This window comes from Rothia sp. HMSC065D02, from assembly GCF_001815285.1.
Taxonomy (GTDB): Bacteria; Actinomycetota; Actinomycetes; order Actinomycetales; family Micrococcaceae; genus Rothia; species Rothia dentocariosa.
This window is the reverse complement of record NZ_KV820089.1, coordinates 202,088-227,989: the sequence shown is the minus strand read 5'-3', so window position 1 is coordinate 227,989 and position 25,902 is coordinate 202,088. Positions and strand designations below refer to the sequence as shown.

At 54.9% G+C, this 25,902-nt stretch carries 26 protein-coding genes and 4 tRNA genes; 15 read left to right on the top strand and 15 right to left on the bottom strand.

Translation table 11 applies throughout. The annotated features are described in order from the left end of the window. Nucleotides 1-45: 45 nt before the first annotated feature. Nucleotides 46-927 (top strand): zinc metalloprotease HtpX, encoded by an 882-nt coding sequence (gene htpX, locus HMPREF3016_RS05140; protein ID WP_004005394.1) that lies wholly within the window; start codon nucleotides 46-48, stop codon nucleotides 925-927. A gap of 106 nt (nucleotides 928-1,033) precedes the next feature. Here the strand turns inward: htpX and HMPREF3016_RS05135 are convergent, their stop codons facing one another. Continuing rightward, entirely contained in the window at nucleotides 1,034-1,525 is a 492-nt protein-coding gene (locus HMPREF3016_RS05135) for a YajQ family cyclic di-GMP-binding protein (RefSeq protein ID WP_048753676.1), read from the bottom strand. A gap of 149 nt (nucleotides 1,526-1,674) precedes the next feature. On the opposite strand from HMPREF3016_RS05135, the gene HMPREF3016_RS05130 reads away from it, so the two are divergent. The 3 genes from HMPREF3016_RS05130 to HMPREF3016_RS05120 all read left to right on the top strand — a co-directional run bounded on the left by HMPREF3016_RS05130 (nucleotide 1,675) and on the right by HMPREF3016_RS05120 (nucleotide 2,802). Continuing rightward, nucleotides 1,675-2,031, top strand: coding sequence for a hypothetical protein (locus tag HMPREF3016_RS05130; protein WP_048753678.1), 357 nt, complete (start codon nucleotides 1,675-1,677; stop codon nucleotides 2,029-2,031). A 145-nt stretch (nucleotides 2,032-2,176) separates the two neighbouring features. Beyond that, nucleotides 2,177-2,258: transfer RNA gene (locus HMPREF3016_RS05125), tRNA-Tyr, on the top strand. A 178-nt stretch (nucleotides 2,259-2,436) separates the two neighbouring features. Then, complete coding sequence (locus HMPREF3016_RS05120; protein WP_004005389.1) at nucleotides 2,437-2,802, top strand: thioredoxin family protein; 366 nt, start codon at nucleotides 2,437-2,439, stop codon at nucleotides 2,800-2,802. A gap of 101 nt (nucleotides 2,803-2,903) precedes the next feature. Here the strand turns inward: HMPREF3016_RS05120 and HMPREF3016_RS05115 are convergent, their stop codons facing one another. Continuing rightward, complete coding sequence (locus tag HMPREF3016_RS05115) at nucleotides 2,904-4,043, bottom strand: DNA-3-methyladenine glycosylase family protein (protein WP_246828463.1); 1,140 nt, start codon at nucleotides 4,041-4,043, stop codon at nucleotides 2,904-2,906. 219 nt (nucleotides 4,044-4,262) lie between these two features. Between HMPREF3016_RS05115 and HMPREF3016_RS05110 the strand changes: the two genes are divergently transcribed. The 5 genes from HMPREF3016_RS05110 (at nucleotide 4,263) to HMPREF3016_RS05090 (ending at nucleotide 9,022) form a co-directional block, all read left to right on the top strand. Next, nucleotides 4,263-6,014 (top strand): DUF2079 domain-containing protein, encoded by a 1,752-nt coding sequence (locus HMPREF3016_RS05110; RefSeq protein ID WP_070740673.1) that lies wholly within the window; start codon nucleotides 4,263-4,265, stop codon nucleotides 6,012-6,014. Nucleotides 6,015-6,479: 465 nt separating this feature from the next. Next, nucleotides 6,480-8,567: a DEAD/DEAH box helicase gene (locus HMPREF3016_RS05105; protein ID WP_070627547.1), complete on the top strand. Its 2,088-nt coding sequence runs from the start codon at nucleotides 6,480-6,482 to the stop codon at nucleotides 8,565-8,567. 207 nt (nucleotides 8,568-8,774) lie between these two features. Next, nucleotides 8,775-8,846: transfer RNA gene (locus HMPREF3016_RS05100), tRNA-Thr, on the top strand. Nucleotides 8,847-8,875: 29 nt separating this feature from the next. Next, nucleotides 8,876-8,949, top strand: a tRNA-Met gene (locus HMPREF3016_RS05095). A gap of 1 nt (nucleotide 8,950) precedes the next feature. Next, a tRNA-Thr gene (locus tag HMPREF3016_RS05090) sits at nucleotides 8,951-9,022 on the top strand. A 73-nt stretch (nucleotides 9,023-9,095) separates the two neighbouring features. On the opposite strand, the gene HMPREF3016_RS05085 is transcribed toward HMPREF3016_RS05090, so the two are convergent. Together HMPREF3016_RS05085 and HMPREF3016_RS05080 are read right to left on the bottom strand one after the other, a co-directional pair. Continuing rightward, nucleotides 9,096-10,034 carry a cation diffusion facilitator family transporter gene (locus HMPREF3016_RS05085; RefSeq protein WP_004005385.1) on the bottom strand — a complete coding sequence of 313 codons (939 nt, stop codon included), beginning with the start codon at nucleotides 10,032-10,034 and terminating at the stop codon, nucleotides 9,096-9,098. A gap of 169 nt (nucleotides 10,035-10,203) precedes the next feature. After that, on the bottom strand, nucleotides 10,204-11,199 hold the full coding sequence (locus tag HMPREF3016_RS05080; protein WP_070740670.1) for an LLM class flavin-dependent oxidoreductase: 996 nt from the start codon (nucleotides 11,197-11,199) through the stop codon (nucleotides 10,204-10,206). 121 nt (nucleotides 11,200-11,320) lie between these two features. On the opposite strand from HMPREF3016_RS05080, the gene HMPREF3016_RS05075 reads away from it, so the two are divergent. The 4 genes from HMPREF3016_RS05075 (at nucleotide 11,321) to HMPREF3016_RS05060 (ending at nucleotide 13,942) form a co-directional block, all read left to right on the top strand. Then, a complete protein-coding gene (locus tag HMPREF3016_RS05075) occupies nucleotides 11,321-11,776 on the top strand; it encodes a MaoC family dehydratase N-terminal domain-containing protein (RefSeq protein WP_070740668.1) in 456 nt (151 codons plus the stop codon). After that, nucleotides 11,776-12,237 (top strand): MaoC family dehydratase, encoded by a 462-nt coding sequence (locus HMPREF3016_RS05070; protein WP_070740661.1) that lies wholly within the window; start codon nucleotides 11,776-11,778, stop codon nucleotides 12,235-12,237. The genes HMPREF3016_RS05075 and HMPREF3016_RS05070 overlap by 1 nt, the downstream gene beginning before the upstream one ends. A gap of 137 nt (nucleotides 12,238-12,374) precedes the next feature. After that, nucleotides 12,375-13,484 (top strand): UDP-N-acetylmuramate dehydrogenase, encoded by a 1,110-nt coding sequence (locus tag HMPREF3016_RS05065; protein WP_070740658.1) that lies wholly within the window; start codon nucleotides 12,375-12,377, stop codon nucleotides 13,482-13,484. A 197-nt stretch (nucleotides 13,485-13,681) separates the two neighbouring features. After that, on the top strand, nucleotides 13,682-13,942 hold the full coding sequence (locus HMPREF3016_RS05060) for a type II toxin-antitoxin system Phd/YefM family antitoxin (protein ID WP_023133167.1): 261 nt from the start codon (nucleotides 13,682-13,684) through the stop codon (nucleotides 13,940-13,942). A gap of 67 nt (nucleotides 13,943-14,009) precedes the next feature. Here the strand turns inward: HMPREF3016_RS05060 and HMPREF3016_RS05055 are convergent, their stop codons facing one another. Both HMPREF3016_RS05055 and HMPREF3016_RS05050 read right to left on the bottom strand, forming a co-directional pair. Beyond that, on the bottom strand, nucleotides 14,010-14,546 hold the full coding sequence (locus HMPREF3016_RS05055; protein ID WP_070740655.1) for a DUF1697 domain-containing protein: 537 nt from the start codon (nucleotides 14,544-14,546) through the stop codon (nucleotides 14,010-14,012). 3 nt (nucleotides 14,547-14,549) lie between these two features. Further along, nucleotides 14,550-14,987: a MarR family winged helix-turn-helix transcriptional regulator gene (locus HMPREF3016_RS05050; RefSeq protein WP_048752574.1), complete on the bottom strand. Its 438-nt coding sequence runs from the start codon at nucleotides 14,985-14,987 to the stop codon at nucleotides 14,550-14,552. A 202-nt stretch (nucleotides 14,988-15,189) separates the two neighbouring features. On the opposite strand from HMPREF3016_RS05050, the gene HMPREF3016_RS05045 reads away from it, so the two are divergent. Further along, entirely contained in the window at nucleotides 15,190-15,564 is a 375-nt protein-coding gene (locus HMPREF3016_RS05045; RefSeq protein ID WP_239661966.1) for a DUF1453 domain-containing protein, read from the top strand. A 23-nt stretch (nucleotides 15,565-15,587) separates the two neighbouring features. Here HMPREF3016_RS05045 and HMPREF3016_RS05040 read toward each other — a convergent pair whose 3' ends face one another. From HMPREF3016_RS05040 to HMPREF3016_RS05030, 4 genes are all read right to left on the bottom strand, one after another. Continuing rightward, a complete protein-coding gene (locus HMPREF3016_RS05040) occupies nucleotides 15,588-17,306 on the bottom strand; it encodes a hypothetical protein (RefSeq protein WP_070740651.1) in 1,719 nt (572 codons plus the stop codon). 299 nt (nucleotides 17,307-17,605) lie between these two features. Beyond that, the gene (locus HMPREF3016_RS05035; RefSeq protein WP_004005371.1) at nucleotides 17,606-18,934 is read right to left on the bottom strand and encodes an MFS transporter; all 1,329 of its coding nucleotides are present in this window, start codon (nucleotides 18,932-18,934) and stop codon (nucleotides 17,606-17,608) included. A gap of 183 nt (nucleotides 18,935-19,117) precedes the next feature. Continuing rightward, a complete protein-coding gene (locus HMPREF3016_RS10760; RefSeq protein ID WP_246828462.1) occupies nucleotides 19,118-19,303 on the bottom strand; it encodes a hypothetical protein in 186 nt (61 codons plus the stop codon). A 58-nt stretch (nucleotides 19,304-19,361) separates the two neighbouring features. Continuing rightward, nucleotides 19,362-20,174 carry a hypothetical protein gene (locus HMPREF3016_RS05030; protein WP_013397678.1) on the bottom strand — a complete coding sequence of 271 codons (813 nt, stop codon included), beginning with the start codon at nucleotides 20,172-20,174 and terminating at the stop codon, nucleotides 19,362-19,364. Nucleotides 20,175-20,452: 278 nt separating this feature from the next. Here HMPREF3016_RS05030 and HMPREF3016_RS05025 point away from each other — a divergent pair, with 278 nt between their 5' ends. Next, entirely contained in the window at nucleotides 20,453-20,797 is a 345-nt protein-coding gene (locus tag HMPREF3016_RS05025; RefSeq protein ID WP_048754332.1) for a PGPGW domain-containing protein, read from the top strand. 242 nt (nucleotides 20,798-21,039) lie between these two features. Here HMPREF3016_RS05025 and asd read toward each other — a convergent pair whose 3' ends face one another. The 5 genes from asd to HMPREF3016_RS05000 form a co-directional block, all read right to left on the bottom strand. Beyond that, nucleotides 21,040-22,179 carry an aspartate-semialdehyde dehydrogenase gene (gene asd / locus HMPREF3016_RS05020; protein ID WP_070450950.1) on the bottom strand — a complete coding sequence of 380 codons (1,140 nt, stop codon included), beginning with the start codon at nucleotides 22,177-22,179 and terminating at the stop codon, nucleotides 21,040-21,042. A gap of 211 nt (nucleotides 22,180-22,390) precedes the next feature. After that, entirely contained in the window at nucleotides 22,391-23,077 is a 687-nt protein-coding gene (locus tag HMPREF3016_RS05015) for a dihydrofolate reductase (RefSeq protein ID WP_070740647.1), read from the bottom strand. A gap of 8 nt (nucleotides 23,078-23,085) precedes the next feature. Next, nucleotides 23,086-23,994 (bottom strand): thymidylate synthase, encoded by a 909-nt coding sequence (locus tag HMPREF3016_RS05010; protein WP_070740643.1) that lies wholly within the window; start codon nucleotides 23,992-23,994, stop codon nucleotides 23,086-23,088. 479 nt (nucleotides 23,995-24,473) lie between these two features. Further along, nucleotides 24,474-25,235: a hypothetical protein gene (locus HMPREF3016_RS05005; protein WP_070740640.1), complete on the bottom strand. Its 762-nt coding sequence runs from the start codon at nucleotides 25,233-25,235 to the stop codon at nucleotides 24,474-24,476. A gap of 201 nt (nucleotides 25,236-25,436) precedes the next feature. Continuing rightward, nucleotides 25,437-25,745 (bottom strand): hypothetical protein, encoded by a 309-nt coding sequence (locus tag HMPREF3016_RS05000; protein ID WP_048751120.1) that lies wholly within the window; start codon nucleotides 25,743-25,745, stop codon nucleotides 25,437-25,439. Nucleotides 25,746-25,902 lie beyond the last annotated feature (157 nt).

Here is a 25,902-nt window from a genome sequence, read left to right as displayed (position 1 = left end):
TAATCTAATACGTTCACGGCAACACGATTTCTAAAGGTACACGCAATGCACAAACACTATAACGGGCTTAAGACCGCCCTTCTGCTGGGCGGCATGGTCGGTCTGCTGATGCTTATCGGCGGCGGCCTTTCAACATACTTCCGCAGCTCAATTTTTATCTGGGGTTTCGCCCTTGTGAGCTTGGGTACCGTTGCATATTCATACTGGAACTCCGATAAACTCGCGCTGCGTTCCATGAACGCCTACGCCGTTACCCGCGAGGAGGTTCCGGTTCTGTATGACATCGTCGAGGAACTTTCCTCGCGCGCCGGGCAGCCTATGCCGCGCCTATATGTGGCACCCACCCAGACTCCAAACGCCTTCGCGACCGGGCGCAACCCGCGCAATGCCGCCGTCTGCTGTACCGAGGGTATCTTGCAGCTTCTTGACGAACGCGAAATGCGCGGTGTGCTTGGGCACGAGCTCATGCACGTCTACAACCGCGATATTCTTACAAGCTCGGTGGCAGCCGGTATCGCAACCCTGATTACGGCGGCGGCACAGATTGTTGGTTTTGGCTCCATGATGGGCGGGAACCGTGAGCGCGGCGGCGGAAACTTCTTGAGTATAATCCTGATGTCGCTTCTGGCTCCCATTGCTACGGCGGTTATTCAGATGGCTATCAGCCGTACCCGCGAATACGATGCCGATGAAGACGGTGCAAAGCTCACGGGCGATCCGATTGCGCTTGCCTCCGCCCTGAATAAGTTGGAGAAGGGTGTTTCGCTCTACCCTATGGATCCCAAGAATCAGCAGGTTGTGAATACCTCGGCATCTATGATTGCGAACCCCTTCGGTGGCCTGAAGAACCTCATGTCTACTCACCCACCGATGGATAAACGCATCGCCCGCCTGCAGCAGATGGCGCGCGATAACGGTCAGCTATAAAACCTGCGTACGTGTTTGTCTTATAGATGAAAGGCGGGGCGGTTACCAAAACTGGTAACCGCCCCGCCTTAATGGTGCACTGATGCTACGTGCACAGCAGAGGTGTCTAGCGATAATTCACGAACTGCAGATCAACGTCAAGATCTGCGCCTTTAAGCAGTGAAATCACGCTCTGCAGATCATCACGAGACTTTGAGGACACACGTAGCTCATCGCCCTGAATCGTAGCCTTCACACCCTTAGGTCCTTCATCGCGGATCAGCTTGGAAATCTTCTTAGCCTGATCCTGTGCGATACCTTCCTTGATGGAGCATTCGATGCGGGTCTCTTTACCCGAAGCGTAGGGGTCGCCTGCGTCCAGGGACTTTAGCGAAATACCGCGCTTGACGAGCTTTGATTGGAAAACGTCGAGCACCGCGAGAGCTCGTTCTTGGGCGTTTGCCTTAATGAGAATCTTCTCGCCTGAGAAGTCGATCTCAGCACCGACACCGCGGAAATCGTAACGCTGCGAAACCTCTTTTTGTGCCTGGTGCAGGGCGTTGGCGACCTCTTGTTTATCAACTTTTGAGACAATATCGAAAGAAGATTCGCTTGCCATAAAACTATGTCCTTTCGTTGTGTTTGTGCGGAATACGACGGTATCTGTCCCTCATAGAATACCTGTTTTCTGTTGCGCTCACAGATAATTTTCAGGTTCTTTGATGCGTTTCTCAGCTGTTGTTAACCTTGAACATCCAGAATGGAAACATGGCTACACAATACTCGTCAACGACCGGCAGCGTGAATCGCGAAGAAGCTCGCGATGCTGAAGCCCTGCTGTTCCTTGACCTCTACAGTTCGATTGGTTCTGAACCTGAGAACATCCCTGAGGCAGAGCGAGTGGATGCGGTTCAGAGCGAAGATTCTTCGGATGTTGTTGAGCCTCCTGCCTTCGAGGGAATCGGCTCAACGCTGACAGATCCCAAACTCGTTGCCCGCTTCGAGGGAGTGCGGCGCGATCTTGCTCGTGAGATTCGAAGCGAGATGTGCACAGTTGAACAGGCGCTACGCTATCTTGAGCATTTGGAAATTACGCTTCTGATGGAGCAGGACGGCGACCTGTAAACTCGCCTGAAAAATAGCCTCCGAAAACGAAAAACAGCCCAAAAAGTTGTATTCGTCACAAAGCTAGGCTCTGGCTTCACAAGTTCATTAAAAACCTGTACAGTAGTCTCTGTTCGCTTGAGCGAACTTCTAGCCTAGCTAGTTCGGCAGATTACCCGAGCGGCCAAAGGGGGCTGACTGTAAATCAGCTGGCACAGCCTACGGGGGTTCGAATCCCTCATCTGCCACCCTAAAAAGAACCCGGTTACTTCGGTAGCCGGGTTCTTTGCATCTGGCACCCTCGCACACCCGACAAAAATGCCCGCTCACGGCAAAAAAATAGGGTTTATGACGCGCTTTAAACTATTTATTAGTCTGTGAGTGAAAAATTAGCGCAATGTACGTGCAGGGTGTAGCGTTATCTCCATGGCTACTATTGAAATCACCCAGCAGAACCTTACCTCGACTGTCGAGGGTAACGATATCGTATTCCTCGATTTCTGGGCAGACTGGTGCGGTCCCTGCAAGCAGTTCGCTCCCGTCTACGAGGCAGCCTCCGAGAAGTACAGCGATATCGTCTTCGGCAAGGTGGATACCGAGGATCAGAGTCAGCTGGCACAGGCCGCAGGCATTACCTCCATTCCCACCATTATGGGTTTCCGCGGCGGTATTCTCGTCTTCTCCCAGCCCGGTGCGCTCAATGAGTCCCAGTTTGAGCAGGTGATTACTTCGATCCGCGAACTCGATATGGATAAGGTTCGTGAAGAAATGGCAACTGCAGAGCAGAACTAGCCATTTCATCATAGAGATAGTTAGGTGATAAACCCGCCCGGTGAAGGGTGGTTTATGCGTGTGGAGTCGGTACTTTTTACGGTACCGGCTCCACACGCATATTAAAAATCCCGGTAATCCGGAATACTGATACGCGCACCATACCTGGGTTTGCGAATGCCCGCCTCCTGAATAAGGCGCACAACCCGCTGCCGATGACCGGCGTAAGGGGCAAGCAGGCGAAGCATTCCGGCGTCGTCGGTGCGTTCTCCCGTAAAAGCAAACCCCACTGTATGCGCTAAGTGGTAGTCGCCCACGCTGACAGCATCCGGATGCCCGCAGAAACCTTGAAGAGCTTCCGCCACCGACCAGGGACCAACCCCCGGAATATCGTCGAGAGCCGCCGCAAGGTGTACGATACGACCGGTTGCCCCAAGGCGTTCGAGTGCATCGGCACGTTGGGCAAAATGGTAAACCGCGCTGTATCGGGCGGAATCTACCCGCGCACGATGCCAATCCCATGAGGGAATTGTGCCTAGAACCTGAGCAGTAGGGTACACCCGCAGATGAGGAGGCTGTGCCGAATTGCCGCTGAAAGGTGCGGCCTCGCCGTATCGCATGATAATCCAGCGCAGCGCGTCAAAAGCCTCCGGTTGGGTCACCCGCTGTTCTACGATCGCCGCTAACATATGCCGGGTAAGCTGCCCGGATGCGCTCAGCCGCAGCCCCGGATTCTCGCGATAAGCACGCCGAATTTTCAGCGGCAGATGCTCAAAAGCGGGGAGCTTCGCAAATTCTTCTCGGGGATCGTGCAGGCCCAGCCACGCGGGCATAAGGGAGGCAAAGTCTTCAAGCTCGCTATAGACCTGTTCGGCGGGGAATGCATCGTCGGATATAGCGGGGGAGAACTCCGCCCACAGGCAAACCTGAACCGGAGCATTCAGCGCAGAGGTTGCGCCCTCGAAACGACGAGTAAAGTGCAGTGTCGCAGGCAGCTGCAGGGACGGCGTGCGCGCCCCGATCCACAGAGTATCGTCTGCCGCGTGTGAGCGCTCAGAACGCGGGGCACGCAGACGGTGAAAAGTCGGATCGGTCGGGCCGCGCTGTAAACGACCGAGTGTCTGCCCTACATGCACAGGAACGTGCGGGTAAATAAGCGCCTGTATCCCTACCGTGATGCGCGCCGCCAGCGCCGAGGTGCGCATCGGTAAGCGGGAAAGCTCGATGCGGTATGCGGCATCAGGCACGGATTCGGTGGGCACAGCATCCTTAGCGTGTAGGGGAGAAAATATGCGCGTGAGATATATCTTGAGTTAACTGCGTAAAAAAGGCGCAGATCTCGGGATAACGTTTAATAATAGGATACCCTGAGTAGTAACTATATATTTCACAGGTGAGCGGGCGCACCGGCGACGTAGCGTAACTTAAGAACGTGTGTGCTTGCCACCGGGCACCAAACACAACAAACACGAGGAAAACGCATGGCGGCTGAGGTGAGTGCACCCGACTCGGAACCTACCGAGAAATCGGCGAAAACTTCTGCATCACAACATACCGGGGCACATCGTTCGGTGACCGCGGGCAGAGTACTGGTGGCGATTATGCTCGCCCTAGCGGTTTTTGCCCTCTATTGCTATTACTCCGTTCAGCAGCTTAAGCACTGGATTACCCCTTCATGGGATCTTGCGATTTTCACGCAGATGGCGCAGGCATATTCGCATTTCGACATGCCAATTGTGCAGATTAAGGGGACCGATTTTAATCTGTGGGGCGATCATTTTCATCCTATTCTGGTGCTTTTAGGGCCTGTGTATGCGGTTTTCCCCTCGCCGCTGACGCTTCTAGTGGTCCAGAATTTTATGATTGCCGCCAGCGTCTATATGATGGTGCGGTTTACACAGCGGGCATGTGCCCTCTCAAGCGCCAAACCCGAACCCGCAGGAACTTTTGTGGGTGTTCTTCTGGGTGCTGCCTTCGCCCTCAGCTACGGGGTGCAGCAGGCGGTGGCTGCGCAGTTCCATGAGGTTGCGTTCGCTCTGCCGTTCTTGTGTGGGGCGCTGGGTAATCTGGTGCTTGCCGGTCGCATCAATGCTGATGAACGCTCCCGCTATATTATTCGTGCTTGTCTGTGGGCTGCCCCGCTTGCCTTCGTCAAAGAAGATATGGGCGTTACTGCCGCGATGATCGGTATTGTCGCATTCGTCCGCACTGGGTGGATACGCAAAGGGCTCGACGAGCTCTTCCCCCAGAATCCTGAGGATAAACCGCTGCCGCGGGGTGAGCGCATCCGCAACACCTTTAATTCCTGGGTTAAGACGCGGGGTGCCGCTGAATCAACCATGCTGATACTCTGGGGTCTCTTCTGGTCTTATGCCGCGGTTGCGCTTATTCTTCCGCTCTTTAACGCCAACGGGCAGTTCGATTACGGCGATAAGGTTGATGTATACGGCGCTTTCGCCGATCCGCTCGGTTCTGCGATCACCATCTTTAACTATGACCAGAAGGTCTGGACGATTCTGCTGCTGCTCTTTTGCGGCGCGATCATCTGGGTTGCAAGCCCGTTCGCTATCGTCATTCTACCCACGCTCCTGTGGCGTTTGCTCTCAAATACGGAGGCGTACTGGCTGAGCACCTGGCACTACTCGCTCGTGCTGATGCCCGTGGCGTTCCTCGCTCTTCTAGAGGTTATCCTCAACTTGCGGTACGGGAAGGTGCTGGCGCATCCTAAGCCGCTTGCGGAAGACGAAGAATCAGAGGATGAACCGGCAGAAACCGGGGATAAACCCATCGGATGGGTAGAGAATCTGCGCCAGTCCGTCCGCCGTGTTCCGCTCTGGTTCTTCCCGGCGGTTGCGCTGCTGGTCTCGGTGATTCCGACCGTTACGCCCGCATCCGACCAGCCGCTTGCCGATTTGACCAAGTCTTCGTTCACCAACAACCGGCTGACGGCCTCCGAAACGAGCCGTATGCAGGCGGTTGAGGCGGTACCGCAGGATGTAAGCGTTGCGGCAGACCTCTCGACCCTCACCCAGCTGATTCCGGGTCGAACCGTCTACTGGATTGGGCATGCGGGGGAACCGGCGCCCGACTACGTGGTGATCGATAAGCGCGGCTCAGCGTGGGGAGGTAACCCGCCGCAAAACACCGCACAGTATGCTGCTGACCGTTATGGGCACCCCTATGCGCAGGTGGGTACTTACGGTTCCCTTGAGGTCGTGCGTAAAATATCTTAGGCGTACCCATCCCACCGCCCTGCGCGCTGCATTCCGCAAGCGCGCAGTAGTATGGGGAAATAGCCTTGCACATCCATGTTTCCATGACCTGAAGGGGCTATTTTGCTTAGAACCCGCGGTGAAAAACCGGGGTTTTGCGCGCATCCGGCGCGTTGCCGCACCAAAGTAGGGTACACTTATAAAGACGGGTACCCCCGATACAGGTCTTGTGCGCCCCAACCGGTCGAATCGGTTACTAACCTCATTCTTGGCGCCGAACTCAAAATCACCGAACTCAGTATGCTATGCCGCCTCGTGGCGTCAATACACATCGCACCTCATTCCAGATGTGCCGAGACTTGCGTGTCACCGAGAAATTCAAGACCAACCCCCAGCGTAGAGAAATACTATCCCTGAGCGCCTCCGCCTTACCGGATGCCCGGGTTGCGTTGTCTTGCTCGCCCGCCTGACAATAAGGCGCGCAGAATGTGGCTGGAATGTGTAGGGGAATCCGAACGGCGCCGAAAAGCGTGCGCCCGAACACCCCAGCAAAATGAGGAAAAAGTGACTGAAAATATTCCTGCCGAAAACGCTGAACAAGGCGCTACGCTCGGCAATACCGAAGAGACCTTATCTGTAGAAAAAACCGTTGAAGAATCTTCCCTAGAAACCGGTGAAAAACCCGCGAACAATAAAGCAGAAGCTGCAGAAAGCATGACAGCAGAGTCTAGAGAAGACAACGCGGCCACTAAGAAAAATACTGAAGACAACACTCACGAAAGCCACGAAGAAGGCCCCCGATTCACCGACCTGGGACTAGACCCCCGAGTGCTCTCCGCACTCGAAGAAGTCGGCTACGAGAAACCTTCCCCCATCCAGGAACAGACCATCCCGCTGCTGCTGGACGGCAACGATGTGGTGGGTCTGGCCCAGACCGGTACCGGCAAAACCGCAGCCTTCGCGCTGCCCGCGCTCTCCCGCATGGCAGAACTTGCCGATATCAACGGCGTTTCCCGAGACACCCAGGTGCTTGTACTCGCCCCCACCCGTGAGCTCGCCCTGCAGGTTGCCGAGGCCTTCTCCTCCTACGCAACCCACATGGAAGACTTCACCGTGCTTCCTATCTACGGCGGTTCACCCTACGGACCCCAGCTTGCCGGACTGCGCCGCGGCGCACAGGTAGTCGTCGGCACCCCCGGGCGTGTGATCGACCACCTCGAAAAGGGCTCGCTCGACCTCTCAAACCTGCAATACCTGGTACTGGATGAGGCCGACGAAATGCTGCGCATGGGCTTCGCCGAAGACGTAGAAACCATTCTCGAAGGTACCCCGGACGCCAAACAGGTGGCACTCTTCTCAGCCACCATGCCCAACTCGATCCGCAAAATCGCTCAGCAATACCTCAACGACCCCACCGAGGTGCGCGTCAAAACCAAGACCACCACCGGGGCGAACATCCGCCAGCGCTACATGCAGGTCATGCACTCCCACAAACTTGACGCCATGACCCGCGTGCTCGAAGTCGAAAACTACGACGGCATTATCGTCTTCGTGCGCACCAAAAAAGAAACCGAAGAAGTAGCCGATAAACTCAAAGCACGCGGTTTCCAAGCGGCAGCTATTAACGGCGACATTCCCCAACAGCTGCGCGAACGCACCGTGGATGCGCTGCGCGACGGGCGCATCGACATTCTCGTAGCAACCGACGTAGCCGCCCGCGGACTGGATGTTGAACGCATCTCCCTCGTGGTGAACTACGATATTCCGCACGACACCGAATCCTATGTGCACCGCATCGGGCGTACCGGTCGAGCCGGACGCGACGGCGAAGCGATACTCTTCGTAACTCCGCGCGAAAAATACATGCTGCGGCAGATCGAAAAGGCAACCCGTCAAAAGGTTGAGCCAATGCATATGCCCACCGCGCAAGACGTGAACAGCAGCCGTAAACAGCGCTTCGCCGAGCAGATCACCGAAACGATCGAAACGGAAGACCTAAACTTCTTCCGCAAGATCATCGAAGACTATGAAAACGAGCACGACACCACGGCAGAAGACATTGCCGCCGCGCTCGCCGTCATTGCACAGCAAGGTCGCGCCTTCTTCCTCGATGAAAACGACGATATTGCCCGTAAATCCCGCGCTTTCGCCGACGACACCAAGGACCGCGGCAAACGCGGGCCCAAGAAGGGGCGAAACCACAGCGACGAAGGCATGGTGAACTACAAACTCAACGTGGGCCGCGCCTCTCGGGTTAAAGCCTCTGCCATTGTGGGCGCGCTTGCAAACGAGGGCGGTATTAAGGGCTCACAGATCGGCTCGATCGATATTCGCCAGCACTTCACGATCGTGGGTCTTCCCGAAGACCTGCCCAAGGGTTTCTTCGATCGTCTGCGTGATACCAAGATTGCCGGTGAGTTCATCAACATCCGTAAGGATCGGGGGCCTCAGGGAGGCGGTGGCCGCAGTTTCCGCCGCAACGATCGCCGCGATGGCGGGTTCCGGTCCCGTCGCGATGATCACCGTGGTGGTCGGGATGATCGCCGCGGAAAGTCACACGGTAAACGCTACTAGTCTGTGAAAGTTAGCCGTAAAATAAGGCGTTTCGTTATTTCATAAAAGCGGGATGCGCCCGCCGGTATTGTGGACGGAAAAACCGGTGGGCGCATCCGCGAATAAACGGTGTAAAAACGCCTATTTTTAGGGCTAAAACAAAGTGTCACAGAACACCTAACCCTTATTTGCGCGGGTGGTTTAGGATACTGTAAACTTTTATCTGTTGCCCCGATAGCTCAGTGGTAGAGCGCCATCTTGGTAAGATGGAGGTCCCGGGATCGATTCCCGGTCGGGGCTCTCGCATTGGCCTGCAAGGTTGATGTTCTGGCGGTGTAGCTCAGCTGGTTAGAGCGCACGACTCATAATCGTGAGGTCGACGGATCGAGCCCGTCCACCGCTACGCCCCGATAGCTCAGTGGTAGAGCGCCATCTTGGTAAGATGGAGGTCCCGGGATCGATTCCCGGTCGGGGCTCAGCTAAGCCTGTCTCGTATGAGGCAGGCTTTTTTGTTTGTGCCTTTCGGGTGGCTAAATGGGTCACACGTATCTAAGGGTGTTGGGTCTCTTCGGGTTCTGTCTGCCCGAAAAGCGCATTCTCAAGCTGGAAGGTCGAGTGGCTAATAGATACCTCGAAATGCTCGGATACGCAGGTTCGGGCTTGCCGCAAGATTTCCAGGGCCTCACCATTCGTGAAGCATTTATCGGCGATAACGATATGAGCGGTCAGTACGGGCAGACCCGTTGCTATGGTTGAGGCATGTATATCGTGAACCTCATGTACACCCGGCACGGTCAATATATGGCGACGCACTTCTTCAAGATCCAGCCCTTGGGGAGAGAACTCCATCAGTACACCGGTGGTCTCACGCATGAGCTTTGCCGCGCGAGGAACAATTAGCGCCGCAATGAATAAGCCCGCAATGGCATCGGCCTGCATGAAGCCGGTGAAGACTATAACGAGTGAAGAGACGATGACGCCCACGGAACCAAGTGCATCGTTGAGGACTTCAAGGAACGCAGCGCGCATATTAAAGTTCGCATCACGGCGCCCAGAAAGCACCATGATTCCGGCAATATTTGCCGCCAAACCAATGACGCCGAAGAGCAAAAGTTCGGAAGCCGGTACCTCTGGAGGCTCGAAGAGACGATGAATCCCTTCAAAGGCCGCATAAAGACCGACCGCCATCAGTAAGGTGGCTTGGGCGAGTGCTGCAAGAACTTCGATGCGTCGGAATCCCCAGGTTCGTTGTGCCGTTGCGGGCTTCAGCGCGAGAGTCGCCGCTATCAAAGCGACTAGCAGTCCGGAGGCATCGGTGAGCGCGTGCGCCGTATCGGTAAGAAGGGCGAGACTGCCCGTCATAAGAGATCCGACGAACTGGATTACGACAATCGCTGCAGCAAGCCCAAAGGCGAGTGCAATTCGCGGACGCAGGTCTGGGTTCTGGGAACGGGTGCGGGCAGAAGAATACTGGTCTTCCGAGCTCATGAGCGTACCTTTTGTTGTTCTGGCATGTCTTGGTGTGGGGAAGGGGCTTACCAATAATATATAAAAGTTATTTTATATATCTAGGGTAAAGCCTCATAAACCTTATGCCAAGACATGCCAGAAGTATGTGGTAAATCGCTCAGAAGAGGTGAGATAAATCCTCGTTAGTCTAATTGGTTTTCTGGAAAATCGGCAGCTCCGAAAGCAATTCGTAGCTTCGAATGCGGTCTTCAAACTCCCACGGCGTGCTCGTGATAATCACTTCGTCTGCACCGGTGCGGGCAACCAAATCTTCGAGCTTGCTCTGAACCGTTTGCGGGGAACCGACCACCGCCTCCTGAAGCATTGAGGAGATATGCCGTTTCTCGGCAGGACTCCACAGCTTTTCCATATCGTCGACTGGCGGAGAAAACTGCGGACGCCCGCGAATAATCCCTAGGGCGTGCTGTTGCGCAGTCGTGAAAAGATGCTGCGCCTGCTCATCTGTTTCGGCAACCAGCGACCCTGCGCCCACAATAACGTAGGGTTTATCCAGGGTTTGAGACGGGGTGAAGTTATTGCGGTAGACATTGAGCGCATCCTGCAGGGCAGCCGGGGCGAAGTGTGAAGCAAACGAGAACGGCAGACCCAGCTTAGCCGCCAAAGAAGCCCCGAAAGTTGATGACCCCAGAATATAGAGCGGCACATTGGACCCTTGCCCGGGGATAGCGTGCACGCGGCGCATGGGGGAGGGCTCACCCAGATACCGCTGAATCTCTTCTACCTCGGCGGGGAAATTCATGGCCGCAGAATTATCGCGACGAAGCGCCTGCGCGGTCATGGGGTCGGTACCGGGCGCGCGACCCAAACCCAGATCGATGCGCCCGGGATGGAACGCCTCTAAGGTGCCAAACTGTTCTGCCACTACATAGGGGGCGTGGTTGGGGAGCATAATGCCGCCCGAACCCACCCGGATGCGCTCGGTTGCGGCGGCGAGCTCTGCCATTACCACGACCGTCGCCGAAGACAGCAGCGAGCCCGCGTTATGATGCTCGGCAACCCAGAAACGGTTGAACCCAAAACGCTCAGCTGCCTGCGCCGCCTGAACCGTCTTGCGCATGGTTTGCGGGTGAGAATCATCGGGGCGCGTGGGCATAAGATCAAGAACCGAGAACGGGATAGACATGATGGCTCCTTTCAGAACGAGAAAAAGTACCCTTTTAGTCTACGCTCCCTATGCTCATGGATACCTTCATGTTCGCGGTAAGCGGCGGCAGCTACGGTACCAACCCGATAGACTGGTGGGTATGAGTATTAACCCTGACATTGTGGGTCGCGTGTACCCCGCCGAGGGCACCTATGTCGTCGGTCGCGAGAAGATCCGGGAATTTGCCCGCGCCGTACACGCCGAAAACCCTCTGCATCATGACGTTGAGGCGGCACGCGCCGCAGGCTACGCAGACCTGATCGCCCCGCCCACCTTCGCTATCATCCTGTCCCAAGCTGCCGATGCCGCTCTGATTGGTGATAAATCTGCGGGCATCGATTTCTCTCGTGTGGTGCACGCCGACCAGCGCTTTACGCATCACCGCCCCATCGTGGCGGGGGACGAACTGCGCACCGAAGTTCATGTGGATTCCGTGCGTGTGATGGGTGCGGGCGCCATGCTCACCACCCGCGAAGAAATTACTGATGCCGACGGAAACCCCGTTACCACCTGTATCTCATCCCTGCTGGTACGCGCCGACGAGGAGGGCGAATAATGTCCGTAAACTTTGCAGAACTCGAAAAAGGGCAAGAGATCGGCACCCGAACCGTCGAGATTTCGCGTGCATCGCTGGTGCGGTATGCGGGCGCATCCGGTGACTTCAACCCGATTCACTGGAACGAGCGTTTTGCCCAGTCCGTGGGGCTTTCCGGCGTGATCGCGCACGGTATGCTCACGATGGGCACCGCCGTGCAGCTGGTGAGCGATTGGGCGGGCGATCCGGGCGCGATCGTGGACTACCAGACCCGCTTCACCAAACCTGTACCGGTGCCGGATGCGCCCGGCGGCGACAACCCGGACACCCCCACGAATACGCTGACCATCACCGGCAAGGTAGGCGCCGTGGATGAAGATGTGCGCACGGCTCGCATCGACCTTACCGTTACCGCTGACGACGGTGAAGGCAGGCAGCAGAAGGTTCTGATGAAGACTCAAGCCGTAGTGAAATTTGCCTAGGCTGCGCCTTGCAGTCGATACTCTGTGTGACTGTGCGTTGAATTATGGCAGGCCCGCTCCAACTATGGGGTGGGCCTGCCATAAGGTTTAGCTGACCCTAACGGAATAAAACGTGACAGACCGGTATTCTTAAAGACATGACTGAAAAGCTGCTGAGTGAGATCACTACCGCCCAAGTTGGCGGCCCTGCCCGCACATACATTCGCGCCACGACTGAAGCCGAGATTGTCGAGGCCGTTTCCTCCGCCGATGCCGCCAACGAACCCGTGCTGATCGTGGGTGGCGGCTCAAACCTGCTGGTTTCTGATGCCGGGTTTGACGGTACCGTTGTGCATATTGCATCCACCGGGGTTGAGGAGCTGCCCATTCCTGCGTGCGGTGGCGCGAATGTGCGCGTGCAGGCGGGTACTGTGTGGGATGATTTCGTGCAGCTGAGCATTGAAAAAGAATGGTCCGGCCCGGCGGCACTGTCGGGTATTCCCGGGACCGTGGGTGCAACCCCCGTGCAGAATGTGGGCGCCTACGGGGTGGAGGTTAGCGAGTTCATTGCGTCCGTGCGCACCTGGGACCGCGAGACGGGGAATTTCAAGACTTTTGCGAACGCCGATCTGCGTTTCGGCTATCGCGATTCAATTCTGAAGCAAAACATGGTGAACGGTTCACCGCGTTATGTGGTGCTGACCGTGGATTTCCAGTTCACGCTCGGCAGCCTGTCTTCACCCATTAAGTATGGGGAACTGGCGAAGAGCCTGGGTGTGCAGGTGGGGAAGCGTGCCGAATCCGCGCTGGTGCGGGATAAGGTGCTGGCGCTGCGTGCCTCCAAGGGGATGGTGCTGGATGCCTCCGACCGCGATACCTTCTCGACCGGCTCGTTCTTCACGAACCCGATTGTGCCGGTGTCTGTGCTTGATTCTTTGCCTGAGGATGCGCCGCGTTTCCCGGTAGTAACGCGCACCGGAGTGTTCGGAACCGAGCAGCAGGAGAGCGAGGAGCATGTGAAGCTCTCCGCCGCCTGGCTGATTCAGCACGCCGGGTTCGAGAAAGGCTTCGGGCTCGAAGGTGATTCGCGCGAGATTGCGGGCGGTCGCGCCTCGCTCTCGACCAAGCATACGCTGGCGATTACGAACCGTGGGGATGCCAGCGCTGAGGATATTTTCGCGATCGCCCGGGCGGTGCGCGCCGGTGTTGCCGAGAAATTCGGGGTTGAGCTGGTGCCCGAGCCGGTTGTGGTGAACGGGAAGATTTAGGACTCTTCAGCCTCTTATTCCCGCGAATACTCCCGCGAGCAGATAGGATTTTGACGAAAAGATAGCGCTCAGTTATCTGCTCATCGAAATCCTATCTGCTCGTGGTTTGTGGGGTCTGTAAGTTCAGAAGTTTTCTTGCCGTTCTCAGGGGCGCATCCTATTCTTGCAGATATATCGCTGCGTAAGGAGCTATCGTAATGACCGTGATGACCAATCAAGAGTTCAAGCAGAACGTCAGCCAAGCACAGAAAACGGCACAAACCGAACCAGTCATTATTACCAATCGGGGCGAACCCGCATACGTGCTCATGACCTATACCGAGTATGAGAAGACTTTGCAGTCTAAATCCGTTCGGAGTGGTTTAGACGCTTTGATGCCACTCGACGCCGCCGATATTGAATTAGAACTACAGCCGCGCAGCCGTGCCCAACGCCGTCCTGTGGATTTTGAGGATTAGTTGGCGGATTAAACGGATCACCCACCCCATACGAAACTCAAACTGTGATGTGGGTGGGGTGGCGTTGTTAATCCAGCAGGTCCAGAATCTTGTTGCAGGTTTTGGCGTTACGCAGAGTCAGCTGGTTTGCGAAGGCTTTCTTTGACATGAACTTTCCGTACTGCGCTTTCTTGTAGTCGGGCGTGCTGTAGTTGCCGAAGTAGACGGCGCAGGTTCCTATGTGAAGCACCTCGTCGGGAACATCCAGCGTTTCGAGCTCGGTGGCGAGCGCATCGCGATCAGCATCAATGGTGAAAAACATGGCGTCCAGGCGCGGCATGTCCTCGTTCCACCACGCGGGCAGGTTGTGCGCATCCTCACGGTATTCGTCAGCGGTGAGAAGCGAGAATGGAATCTCAAAATCGTAATGCTCCGCCAGCAGCTCGGTAATCTCCTGTGCCACGGTGGTTTTATCCCGCGAACTCACAAATAGCAGGTTCCCCGAGTTGATATAGCTTGTGACGTTCTCGTACCCCAGTGCAGCCAGCCGCTTCTTCAGCTCGGGCATCGACACCTTGCGCAGCTTCCCCAGGTTAACGCTCCTGAGCAAAAGAATGTACTGCATATGCTATGACTCGCTCCTTGAGTCTGCGCTGAGCAGGGTAAAAATGTGGTCGAGGTGTTGTGTGACATCCGCTATCTGATGTTCCGACAGGCTCGGATAAAGTCGATGTATAGCTTGGCGAATGGCTTCATCGGGGTTTATAGACTTGATGTCTTGCAGTAGCTGAGGGCTTGCCTGAAGCGTCTTGCGGCGCTGATCTTGAGAGTCGGTACTGACCGTAACCGCACCTTCTGCGACCATGGCATTAACCATTGTCGAAACACGGCTCTGCGCTAGATGGGTGCGCTCTGCAACCTGGTTAATAGTCGTGTTGGGGTGCTGCACAATATCCTCAAATACCATCGCTTCACTCGGATGTACCGACATATGGGTAAGTGACCCAGCCGTGATAGTAATATCGCGCAGCATGCGTGCAAGTTGATACAGTTCCCCCAGAGTCATGATTCCAGTATAAAAGGTCGAGATTCAGGCATAAGTATATCTGCTAAGATATATCTGTGGAGATATAATTATGACGCTGATAGATATTTTGGTTTCTTGTGCCCTAATGATGTTGGTGCTACGGCAAATTAGAGGGCGAAAACTCACAATTTTTAGCCTCATCTGGCCAATACTTCTCGTCGGATGGGCTGTTATTGAATATATGACGGGCTTCCCCCTGCACAACAACGGGTGGATGCTCATCATTGGATGCATAACGATCGGGCTAATTCTCGGCGTGGCGTGCGGTATGACGACGGCAGTGTATACGCAGAACCGCCAGATATATGCGCGAGCAGGCGGCTGGGCTGTCGTTTTCTGGCTGGTCGGGATGAGCGGACGTCTTGTTTTTGGCTTATATGCAGAACACGGTGGGGCGGAACAGATTTATCGATTTTCTCTCGACTGCTCCATTCCCATAGACGCATGGGCCAGCGCCCTTATCCTGATGGCTCTCTGCGAAGTCACGAGCCGCACCTTTGTACTAGCGTGGAAGCTGGCGCATGCACGTCAAGCTCTGCCTGCTGCCGCATCATGATGCTGCACTTAGCACACCTGACCTTACTCTTTCGTAGCAGTGGAAGCCTCGTAAAACCACGGCACCGCTGCATCGTCTTCATTCTCCTGCGAGGGCACACCGGGGGCAACCGGAAGATGCGGAATCAGCAGATCCACCTCGTCGCGGCGCAGAATCTCGGGGTCGGTTACCGCAGGCACGAACCCGGGCACCCGATCCCAGCTCCAATAGTAGAATTTCTCGGGTGAGCTCCACGCGATCGTGCTGAACCCGCCACTGGAATCTTCATCAAACTGATCTTTGACCCGCGCCTCATACAGGTACGGTGCCCGCTGACCGGTTGTCGGGTCCACCCCGTACCAGATACGCGTGATGAGCGCCCGCAGCATGGCTTCACCCGTATTGACGTGCACGGAAGAGAGTTGACCGTAGTCGTCGTAGAGAACCTTTCCTTCGCCCGGGGCGAGTACGGGCGGCTCGGTTCCCAGAGAATCCACAATATGCCCCACCAGTGCCTCGATATAGGCGCCGCGCCCGGGGACCTCATCGCGAAGCTCCCAGACCAGGTTTCCTTCCGCATCTAGGATCGCGACGGCGCACACCTCCCAATCGGTGGCACGCCACGGGGTCAGATGCTCCGCCACAAACACCAAACGGTTATTCCAACGGCGCATGACGAGCGTAAAATCTACGCCAAACCAGGGCCGCGCATGATTCAAGTTAGGCATAATCCCCGAGATGGGCATTAGCTCGGCGTAGACTTGGCGGTCGCCCTTCATGGAATCCCAATCGGGTTCGCAGGCGTCCAGATACATTCTGAAGGGGACGCTTTGCGGGCTTTGAATTAAAAACTCCCCGGAAACGAGCCTCTGCCACGGATACTGGGCGCCACGAATATCCTCACCCTGCTGAACCGTCATGGGCCAGGGGGTAAAAGTAGCCCGATAAGCGGAGGCGGGCGCATACGTGCGTTTCGCCCGTCGGTAAGGTGCCGTCGGCAAGTAGGGGAGTATACGGCGTACGTACTTGGGAATATCCTCGCCCGTGTCCGGGGGATAGATGAGGGGATCGGTATGTTCGAATGTGTAGCGCGCATCCTCGGTCGGAACGCTCCACGCCAGCTGCGCCGGAGGGTGGCAGTAGCTCAAAACCGTTGCCCGGTAGTCGGTCGTCACGTCAAGGTATGTTCGAGAACTGTAGTCGGTAACGTACGCCAGCCGAATAATATCGTCACCCTGGCGCATATGGTATGAATAGTAACGCTTGTCTTCGTTCAGGTCTAGGAACTCACCGTCCTCAAGCGCCGTATGCTCAACGCTGAGGCTGCGGTACAGTGCCATGAAGACCGCCTCAATATAGACCGAGCGCTGCGGATCGTCATCGTGCTGTTCCCAGTGAAAAGCGAAATTACGATCCACCCGGGCGCGCGCGTACGTGCGGTCAGAGGGCTCTTGCCAGGTCAGAAAAACGTGTGCCGTAAAGTAAAGATAATCCTCATCAGCTTCGAAACTGAACGTGATATTGCCTGAGAAATACGTGTCCCGATGCACCAGATCGCCCCGAAAGCGCCGTGAATTTTCGGGGTCGAAAGGTTGGGGGTTCAGCTCCGCCATCAGGTGAAATTCCGAACCGATATAGTGCAGCACACCGGGCCCCAGATATTCTGCCGGGTGCCTGCCTGCGACCGGCTGGCCGTTTTCAAGCGGGGCAGGCGTGTGGGCTATGGGCCAGGGAATATAGGTGACTGCGGGTGTGTCTGCCATGCCGCGCTCCTTGAGGTTGATGTCTGGACCGTTTTATCTCATCTGATACGCACTGAGCCCCACCCTGTACACCATCATGAGGCGGCAACACGCGATGTTTAGTCATCATAACGTACCGGCACCCGGAAATACGCCAGCACCTCATAGTGTGTGCCTGCGGCATGCCACGGATTACACGCCCTTTGTCTTCTGCGACTTCACGAGAACCTGACCGACCGATAAAAGCCGAGAAGGTGAGAGATTCCCACCTTCTCGGCACACTATGTTTCATATCATTCCTGCGTTGGAGGTTTTAGCCGTTAGAGCGATTTCCCGCGCTTTTCGGGCAGCGCGAAGGTTGTTATTGCCGCAAGAAGGAACGCCGCCGCGAAAACAGCGAACAGTACTCCGGTGCCGCCGAAAGAGATGAGCGGTGGAACGATAAGCGGTGCCAGAATTGATGCGATGCGCCCCAGTCCGGCCGCCGTGCCGGTGCCGGTGCCGCGCAGCCGGGTGGGGAATACTTCCGGGCTAATGGCGTAGAGCGCGCCCCATGCGCCCAGGTTGAAGAACGAGAGGAAGCACCCACTGAGGATAATGTAGAAATCCGAATGCGAGAGGCCGTAGCATACCGCCGCGCCCGCCGAGCCTGCTAAAAATACGGCGAGGGTGGCGCGGCGCCCCCACCTCTCAATCAGGTAGGCGGCCACTGCATATCCGGGCAGCTGCGCCAGGGTCATAATCAGGGTGAATGCGAAGGACTTCACCAAGCTGAACCCCTGTGCGCTCAGCAGCGAGGGTATCCAAATGAACGCCCCGTAATACGAGAGGTTGATACAGAACCACACGGTACACAGCGCCAGCGTGCGTTTACGCAGCGGAGCCGACCAGATGGAGGTTGCCTCCTGGGCATTGCTGGCAGGAGTCTCAGGCGCATTGTCGCTGGCGGTTTCATCTGCGTGAGTTCGTGTGCTGAGGGCAGCGGAGCTCTCAAATTCGGCAACCACCCGTTCTGCCTCGTCAGTGCGCCCTTTCGACTCTAAGAAGCGCACAGATTCGGGTGTTCCCCAGCGAATAATCAGCGAATACAGTGCTGGGATCACGCCAATGGCAAGCGCCCATCGCCAGCCGTTTGGGTTTGGCACGATAAAGGTGCCGATAAGAGCTGCAAGAACCCATCCGAGCGCCCAAAACGCCTCTAAAATAACGACCACGCGACCGCGAATAGCCCGCGGCGAGAACTCCGACATCAGCGTGGATGCGACCGGCAGCTCAGCCCCGAGCCCCAGTCCCACGATAAACCGGAAAACCATCAAAACGGCTAGTGAACCGGCGAGTGCGGATGCGCCCGTCGCCAAACCGTAGATGAGCAGAGTTGCGGCGAAAACGTAGCGTCGCCCAAAACGGTCGGCGAGAAGCCCGCCGACGGTGGCACCGAGAGCCATACCCAAAAATCCGATGGAGCCTAACCAGCTTGTTTCGGTGGGGGAGAGCGCCCACTGTTTGGTCAGTGCCGCCATGATGAAGGAGATCAGCCCAACATCCATGGCGTCGAGCGCCCAGCCGATACCGGTGACGCCCAAGAGCTTGGTGTGTTTCTTAGTAAAGGGGAGAGTTTCTAATCGTGCTGTCAGAGAGGTCTTTGCCATGAGGAGCCTAAGATAATGCGAAAGTATTGACGAGGATTAGGTACCTAAAGGGGAATTTTGTTCCCGTGGCTAATAGTTTACATCAACATAAGGTAACTATGACCTAAACATGTCATATAAAGTCTTAAACCCTCTGAGAGTCCCGGGAAATATAGTGTTCGCCCGCAGGCAGCACAGGACTGTCTAGCCGCGAGAACCTGGCGGTACCCTCAAAACAGCACGAATATACGCCATGCGGCCGTGATTCGTATCGACAATATTCCCCGCCAGCAGAGGAGCCTGGGGCGTATTATCGGCATCTCGGGTGGAGGCAGGATACGGTACCGCAGTCTGCGAAACCTGACAGTGCGCCAGTACCTCACGGCCCACGGGCAGGCCATCACGTATCTAATACCGATTGGATATGCGGGGTAAGACCCGCAGTAACCTACGAGTGTCCCTGTGTATAGGCGGGCGCGGCGGGCAGATGCTCTAAGATGGCGCGCACATCGGCGGGGATCTTGGCGCCAATGACCGGATCAACAGTCAAAACATTGTAGGCGTTGTGCCAATAGCGTGCATCTTCTAGAGGGACGCTCCAGATGAGGCGGGCACTGGGATAGACGGTACCGCGTATAACAGCGCTGTAATCGGTTTCCGTGAGAACTCGCACGGGATCATTCGTGTGTGCCTTAACATCAATCGCGCGAAGAACACGATCGCCGCAGCATAGGTGAGCGGAATCCAGAATATTCCTCTCATTCATAAACTCCATATACTCGCCCTCGGCAAGAATGGGGGGCATCTTGAACATGCTTGCGTGAATGGTGTTGATAACGGTTTCGATAAATTCCATGCGCAAGGGGTCGGAATCGCGCAGAGTCCAGCTTAGGTTCAAATCTTTGTCAACAATTGCTACAGCATATTGATGGTCGCGATTTTGCCAAATAGTATCAGAGGATACTGCAAACTGTAATTCATCATGAAATGCTCGATAATAAAACTGTAAATCTTGTGCAATATAAATATTGCTAAAAATAAGATCGGCATAAAACTGGTATCCCGGGGGATATCCGGGTTTAAAAAGGGGAGGAACGATGTATAAATCAACGTAATTATCATCGCTCGTTTCAAGATGCAGTTTGCCGGGATGCAAATATTCTGCCGGATGCGCACCCGGCTCTGGCTTTCCATCAATCAGGGGTCGGGCATGGGGAACCGGCCAGAGTGTAAATTCTGTTGTATAGGAAAGTTTTTCCATGATTCTCTCTGCGTGTGTAGAGGTGCATTTCCTTAATATGAGGTAAAAGGTCTAAAAATAGAAGATATTGCCATATTGTTATCAAATATTTATAAACCTTGTCCGCTATTAAGGTGTTGTGATAACAATACTATAATCTTTTGGCGCCGCGATAGTGAGGGTGTCATAAAAGATATTTTTTACGATGTTAGGCTATCAGGGAGTTCCCAGGCGCGGGTGCTAGGCTGTTGATGTATCGTGTACGCACAGGTGAGAGCCGCCCTGAGAAGAGGTGATGTGTGAAAACCTTAGAGGATGAAGTTACAGAGAGTGAAACCAGCAAGTTTCACCTGTGGCTAGAGAAAAAGAAAGCTCGGATGCACGCTCACCCGGTGCTGAAACATCTCTACAAGCCTCTTGTGATTGCCGTAGGCGGCTTCTGTTTCATTGCCGGTCTGATTATGCTTGTCACACCTGGCCCCGGCTGGCTGTTTATCTTTATCGGTTTGGGAATCTGGGGAACCGAGTTCGCATGGGCGCATCGTCTGAATCAGCGACTCAAAAAGCTAGTGATTTCACTCTGGCACCGCTACGTAGCCTGGCGTGAAAAACGAAAAGCCCAGAAGGCAGCGCGTAAAGCATAGCCTGAAAGATATACCTGCCTACTTTGAGTTTGTGCCCCGCATCCTGATTGAGGATGCGGGGCACAGGCTTATCCGCTAGGTTCGGGGCAACCAGAAAGCTTATTCACCAAGAGGCGGGTACAGGCAACGTTTTGCTCATTCCCACGCATATCGTTCAAAGCTTGTGGGCTAGGCTCAACATACGTAGGCGCGGAACCGTTCTTACGGCACCGCGCCCACGAGTTACTTTGAGAAAGGCTACTTTAGAGCTTTCCAACCGCGATTTTGAGCATGCGGCGTACTGGCTCAGCGGCACCCCACAGCAGCTGGTCGCCCACCGTGAAAGCACTAATGTACTGCGGACCCATCGCCAACTTGCGGATGCGACCCACCGGAATATTCAGCGACCCGGAAGCGGCAACCGGAGTCAGCCCCTGCATCGTGGCGTCCTTAGTATTCGGCACCACCTGGGCCCACTGGTTATCTTCAGCGATAATACGCTCAATTTCGGCAACCGGCAGGTCTTCGGTCAGCTTCATGGTGAGTGCCTGAGAATGCGAACGCATGGCCGCGATACGCACACACAAACCGTCCATTATCACACGGTTATCGCCCTCAAGACCCAAAATTTTGTTGGTCTCGGCATCAGACTTCCATTCCTCGCGGGACTGCCCATTGCCCAGGTCAGAGTCAATCCACGGGATTAGCGAGCCGGAAAGCGGAACCCCGAACTGCGCGGTATCAAGGTCACCCGAACGCTGTTTGGCAAGCACCTTACGGTCAATCTCCAGGATCGCCGCTGCCGGATCGTTAAGCTCGGCAGACACCTCATTGCCGAGGTCGCGGAACTGCCCCAGAACCTCGCGCATATGACGGGCGCCGCCTCCCGAAGCCGCCTGATAGGTCATCGAGGTGGTCCATTCCACCAGACCCTGTTTGAAGAGACCACCCAGCCCCATGAGCAGGCATGAGACGGTGCAGTTGCCGCCAATAAAATCTTTCACACCGGATTCGAGACCGCGGTCAATCACATCACGGTTAATGGGGTCGAGCACGATAATGGCATCATCGTTCATGCGCAGGGCAGAAGCGGCATCAATCCACAGGCCCTCCCAGCCGGACTCGCGCAGCTTCGGGTGAACCTCTTTCGTGTAGTCACCGCCCTGTGCGGTCACAATAATCTTATGCTGGCGAAGCTCATTCAGATCGTACGCATCCTTCAGCGTAGAAGGTTCAAGCGTGCCGTCGAAGGTGGGGGCTTCACCGCCCACATTGGAGGTTGTGAAAAAAACGGGAGAAATATCGTTGAAATCGTTCTCTTCAAGCATGCGCTTCATCAGCACGGAACCAACCATGCCGCGCCAACCTACAAAACCTACTGAGTCACCGGGATTAAAATTCATAATTTCTAGTCTACCCCGTGTGCCACATATCGCGTGGAACAGCGTCATAACCCCTAGTCAGTATGGGGAAAGACCAGGTGAAGTGCGAGGAGCGTGATGAGCTGTGGCGTAAGATGTTGCGAGGTGAACGAATGTACCTCAGACAAACGAGACTACACTTTGCCGTTCGCACAGGCGAACGTTGTTGTAGGGAATTTCCGCGCCAGGTACATCAGAGGCGGGCTAAGGTCTGAAACGAGTAGTACATGGGATTTTTCCCGCCCGAAGCATCCAGCAGGTAGCCGCGCTCGCTTTTTTCCCAGGCACTTTCACCCAGGATGCGCCATCGCGCCGGTTCGTCCGCAGCCATAAATCCTTCTACCGCGAGTTCGGGGGCGTAGGTATCACCCGTAATCTCGTTACCTTCCTGACAATAGAAGAAGGTGCGTTCGATAATCTCGACGCGACCAAAGGAAGGTAAATCCTCGCGGGAAAGCGCCTCCGCATAGACGGAGCCGCCGCCAATGATCCAAGCATCAACTTGCTGATGTGGTGAATCCGGGTGCTGGTTATCGTTGGGCGTTAAAGGCGTGTTGCCCGCGAGGGTGAGCGCCGCATCCAGCGACGGAACCCAAAGCGCGCCATCGCCTTTAAGAGGCGCGGCTGAATCGCTTGTAATATTGCGGCTGATGACGATATTGGTGCGCTCGGGCAGCGGTCGAAAACGCGGTGGAAAAGACTCCCAGGTGCGCCGCCCCATGATGACGGGCTTACCCATGGTGACGGTTTTGAAATGCGCGAGGTCTTTGGGGGCACGCCAGGGCATGGTGCCGTCGCGCCCAATAATACCCGCATCGGTCTGCGCCCAAATAGCGCCGAGGCACGGTTGTGCGGGGGAGGGGGATTCATCTTCACGCATCGATTCTCCTAAACCGCGATGGGGGCAGAAATCCCCGAATGATGCTTATAATCGATGAGCTCAAAGTCTTCATACTCGTAATCAAAAATAGAAGGTTTCTTCGTTTTGATAATGAGTTTGGGGTACGGGTAGGGCTCACGCGGGGGATAGGGGTTACCTTCGGGGTCGTTGCCGTAACCGAGCTGCTTTTTCACCTGTTCCAGGTGGTTGGAGTAGATATGGCAGTCGCCGCCCGTCCATATGAACTCGCCGGGTTCCATGCCGACCTCGTGGGCTATCAGGTAGGTCAGCAGGGCGTAGGAGGCGATATTGAAGGGTACACCCAAGAACATGTCGGCGCTGCGCTGGTATAGCTGGCACGATAGTTCCTTCACTTCGTCAGGGCGCTCGTGCACGTAAAACTGGAACATGGCGTGGCAGGGCGGCAGTGCCATCTCATCAACCTCGGCGGGGTTCCATGCCGAGACAATGTGGCGGCGTGACGACGGGTTCGTTTTGAGAGATTCGATCACTTTCGCGATTTGATCGATGGTGCCGCCGTCGGGGGTGGGCCAGGAGCGCCACTGCACCCCGTAGACCGGGCCGAGGTCACCATTTTCGTCAGCCCATTCATCCCATATAGTCACGCCACGTTCCTGCAGCCAACGTATGTTTGAGGAGCCGCGCAGGAACCACAGAAGTTCGACCGCCACCGATTTGAAGTGCACGCGCTTGGTGGTAATCAGGGGGAAAGAGTTACGCAGATCGAAGCGCATCTGCCGCCCAAATACGCCGAACGTGCCGGTGCCCGTGCGGTCTTTGCGCTGAGCATTGGCGGCAATAGCATCACGGTTCTCGTCAAGAATTTCGCGTAGCAGATCCTCATAAGGCGTTGGGATGCTCTGCTGACCAGAGGCGTGATGCGCGGGCGTGCTCATGGTGATTTGACTCCTGGGTGTAGGCACTGTTGTAACCAGAATTCTATTGTACGGGTACAGGGGGAGTGGAGCCGAGTAGCTTTTCCACATTAAGCGTAAAACTGGATTCTTGACGCTCAGAAAATATAGCTTTATCTGTTTTTGCTGAGGCTTTTGTATTTTTCGAAGCTGTTGCCGTACCCGTCGTCGTAGTAGCCCATAAATTGGTTACTCCTTGGCTATCAGTGCGTTGTTAGCTGTTCCCGCCGGTATAGGATGTGCTCTCGGGGTACTCATCAGGAGCATCAATCCACTCCCCATCCTCATACAACGGGTCAGGAAAACCACTAGGAAAATATTTCCTTCCTATTGAGACCAAGGGTGCTTAGCATCAGGGTCGGTAAAAAACTACTTCGTGACCCGGTTCCAGTACCCGCTCTCCTGAGTGAACACCGGAACAATGAACTCATCCTTATATTCGCGTATATACCTCATAGCGTTTATATAGAGGGATCTGGCTCAGTAAATTCACTATGCACCAGGTGCACCTTCGAGGCAAGAACCGGATCATAAAACGGTGACTCAGGATAATACCGAGGATCAGCAACATAAATACCCGTAGCCTGCGGATCATGATTAATAACCCCACCAAACAGCTGACCTGTCTTATCGTAGAGAGGATCCGGGGCTCCGTTCGGGAAGTTCCTCCGCTGTTCTTCTTCGAAATCAGACCAGGGGTATCGCACACCTTCACCAGCAATCATCATGTTCTCAGCACCCATCAGCTCCTCAAGCTGTGGAATATACGAAGACGGAAGACCAACGCCATACCCTACCACCACAGGATACTCTTCATAGAGATATCCACGTAAGGTTGAATAATAATAAACAATATCTTCAATCAGTTGGAGCATAAACTCGGCTCCATAGCCATTATATAGATCAGGGTGGGTAGAGAAGATATCTTCAAAATTCTTATAAAACACAAAGATGCCTTTGCGCATATTAATACCATAGATATCCCTAATATTTCCTTTGACCGCCATGGCATTAATATATCCATGCTCAGGAACTTTAAAATTGAGTTCACGTAGAAGCCTTGTGCCGCAATCCTCAATATCCTCCACATTTGTACAGTCTACTTCAGCGATATACCACCCCTGCTCCTGTAAATGAGGCTTCATCACCTGATCCCAGTACTCACTCTCGTAAGTGAACACCGGAACAATGAACTCATCTTCATGTTCGTTTTCATAAACCATATAGTTATTTCCTTAAGAAATCCTACACAGGGGGTATTCATAAAGAATCTACTTAAGTCCCTTATGAATAAACCCTTAAGTAACATTCCAAATTTTTAACCTCAAATGCTATCACGTCTATCCCATTCCTATAAGCCTCGGACCATCTAGGGTACACCGAAACTCTATTCGGTAAGCTAGTTGACTTCATTATTCTGACTACTAATCCGCCAAATAGGTTATACCCGAGCGCACAACCTCAGTCATACCAGCCTTATCCACCGAATCCATCACCGAACATAACGCAGCCGATAACAACCGCGACTCAGCATAAGAACTAAACCGGTACTGCTGCAGGCTATGTTTCTTACTCGCAGTCAGGGTCAGCATAAAATTCTCAAGCGACCAATCTGTAGAAGTTTGAACGACCTTGACCATATCGAACCCATGAGCTTGCACCCATGCCTGATCTATAGATTGATTCTCGAACCCAGGACCAGTTGAATTAAGCGGATACAGGCTGAACCTCAAGATGACTATTCTTCTACGGGATATCCTGCATCACCAGTAAATGCGGGGCTCTCCGGGTACCTTTCAGGATCAAAAATCCAATCCCCCCTCTCATCACACCGAGGAGCCGGGAACCCCTGAGGGAAATATTTTTTCTTCCGCTCCTCATGCCAAGTCC

Bases quoted from the DNA above. Each gene is read 5' to 3' on its own strand.
- htpX (WP_004005394.1), top strand. From the start codon at position 46: ATGCACAAACACTATAACGGGCTTAAGACCGCCCTTCTGCTGGGCGGC.
- HMPREF3016_RS05135 (WP_048753676.1), bottom strand. From the start codon at position 1,525: ATGGCAAGCGAATCTTCTTTCGATATTGTCTCAAAAGTTGATAAACAA.
- HMPREF3016_RS05130 (WP_048753678.1), top strand. From the start codon at position 1,675: ATGGCTACACAATACTCGTCAACGACCGGCAGCGTGAATCGCGAAGAA.
- HMPREF3016_RS05120 (WP_004005389.1), top strand. From the start codon at position 2,437: ATGGCTACTATTGAAATCACCCAGCAGAACCTTACCTCGACTGTCGAG.
- HMPREF3016_RS05110 (WP_070740673.1), top strand. From the start codon at position 4,263: ATGGCGGCTGAGGTGAGTGCACCCGACTCGGAACCTACCGAGAAATCG.
- HMPREF3016_RS05105 (WP_070627547.1), top strand. From the start codon at position 6,480: ATGTGGCTGGAATGTGTAGGGGAATCCGAACGGCGCCGAAAAGCGTGC.
- HMPREF3016_RS05085 (WP_004005385.1), bottom strand. From the start codon at position 10,034: ATGAGCTCGGAAGACCAGTATTCTTCTGCCCGCACCCGTTCCCAGAAC.
- HMPREF3016_RS05080 (WP_070740670.1), bottom strand. From the start codon at position 11,199: ATGTCTATCCCGTTCTCGGTTCTTGATCTTATGCCCACGCGCCCCGAT.
- HMPREF3016_RS05075 (WP_070740668.1), top strand. From the start codon at position 11,321: ATGAGTATTAACCCTGACATTGTGGGTCGCGTGTACCCCGCCGAGGGC.
- HMPREF3016_RS05070 (WP_070740661.1), top strand. From the start codon at position 11,776: ATGTCCGTAAACTTTGCAGAACTCGAAAAAGGGCAAGAGATCGGCACC.
- HMPREF3016_RS05065 (WP_070740658.1), top strand. From the start codon at position 12,375: ATGACTGAAAAGCTGCTGAGTGAGATCACTACCGCCCAAGTTGGCGGC.
- HMPREF3016_RS05060 (WP_023133167.1), top strand. From the start codon at position 13,682: ATGACCGTGATGACCAATCAAGAGTTCAAGCAGAACGTCAGCCAAGCA.
- HMPREF3016_RS05055 (WP_070740655.1), bottom strand. From the start codon at position 14,546: ATGCAGTACATTCTTTTGCTCAGGAGCGTTAACCTGGGGAAGCTGCGC.
- HMPREF3016_RS05050 (WP_048752574.1), bottom strand. From the start codon at position 14,987: ATGACTCTGGGGGAACTGTATCAACTTGCACGCATGCTGCGCGATATT.
- HMPREF3016_RS05045 (WP_239661966.1), top strand. From the start codon at position 15,190: ATGACGGGCTTCCCCCTGCACAACAACGGGTGGATGCTCATCATTGGA.
- HMPREF3016_RS05040 (WP_070740651.1), bottom strand. From the start codon at position 17,306: ATGGCAGACACACCCGCAGTCACCTATATTCCCTGGCCCATAGCCCAC.
- HMPREF3016_RS05035 (WP_004005371.1), bottom strand. From the start codon at position 18,934: ATGGCAAAGACCTCTCTGACAGCACGATTAGAAACTCTCCCCTTTACT.
- HMPREF3016_RS05030 (WP_013397678.1), bottom strand. From the start codon at position 20,174: ATGGAAAAACTTTCCTATACAACAGAATTTACACTCTGGCCGGTTCCC.
- asd (WP_070450950.1), bottom strand. From the start codon at position 22,179: ATGAATTTTAATCCCGGTGACTCAGTAGGTTTTGTAGGTTGGCGCGGC.
- HMPREF3016_RS05015 (WP_070740647.1), bottom strand. From the start codon at position 23,077: ATGCGTGAAGATGAATCCCCCTCCCCCGCACAACCGTGCCTCGGCGCT.
- HMPREF3016_RS05010 (WP_070740643.1), bottom strand. From the start codon at position 23,994: ATGAGCACGCCCGCGCATCACGCCTCTGGTCAGCAGAGCATCCCAACG.
- HMPREF3016_RS05005 (WP_070740640.1), bottom strand. From the start codon at position 25,235: ATGGTTTATGAAAACGAACATGAAGATGAGTTCATTGTTCCGGTGTTC.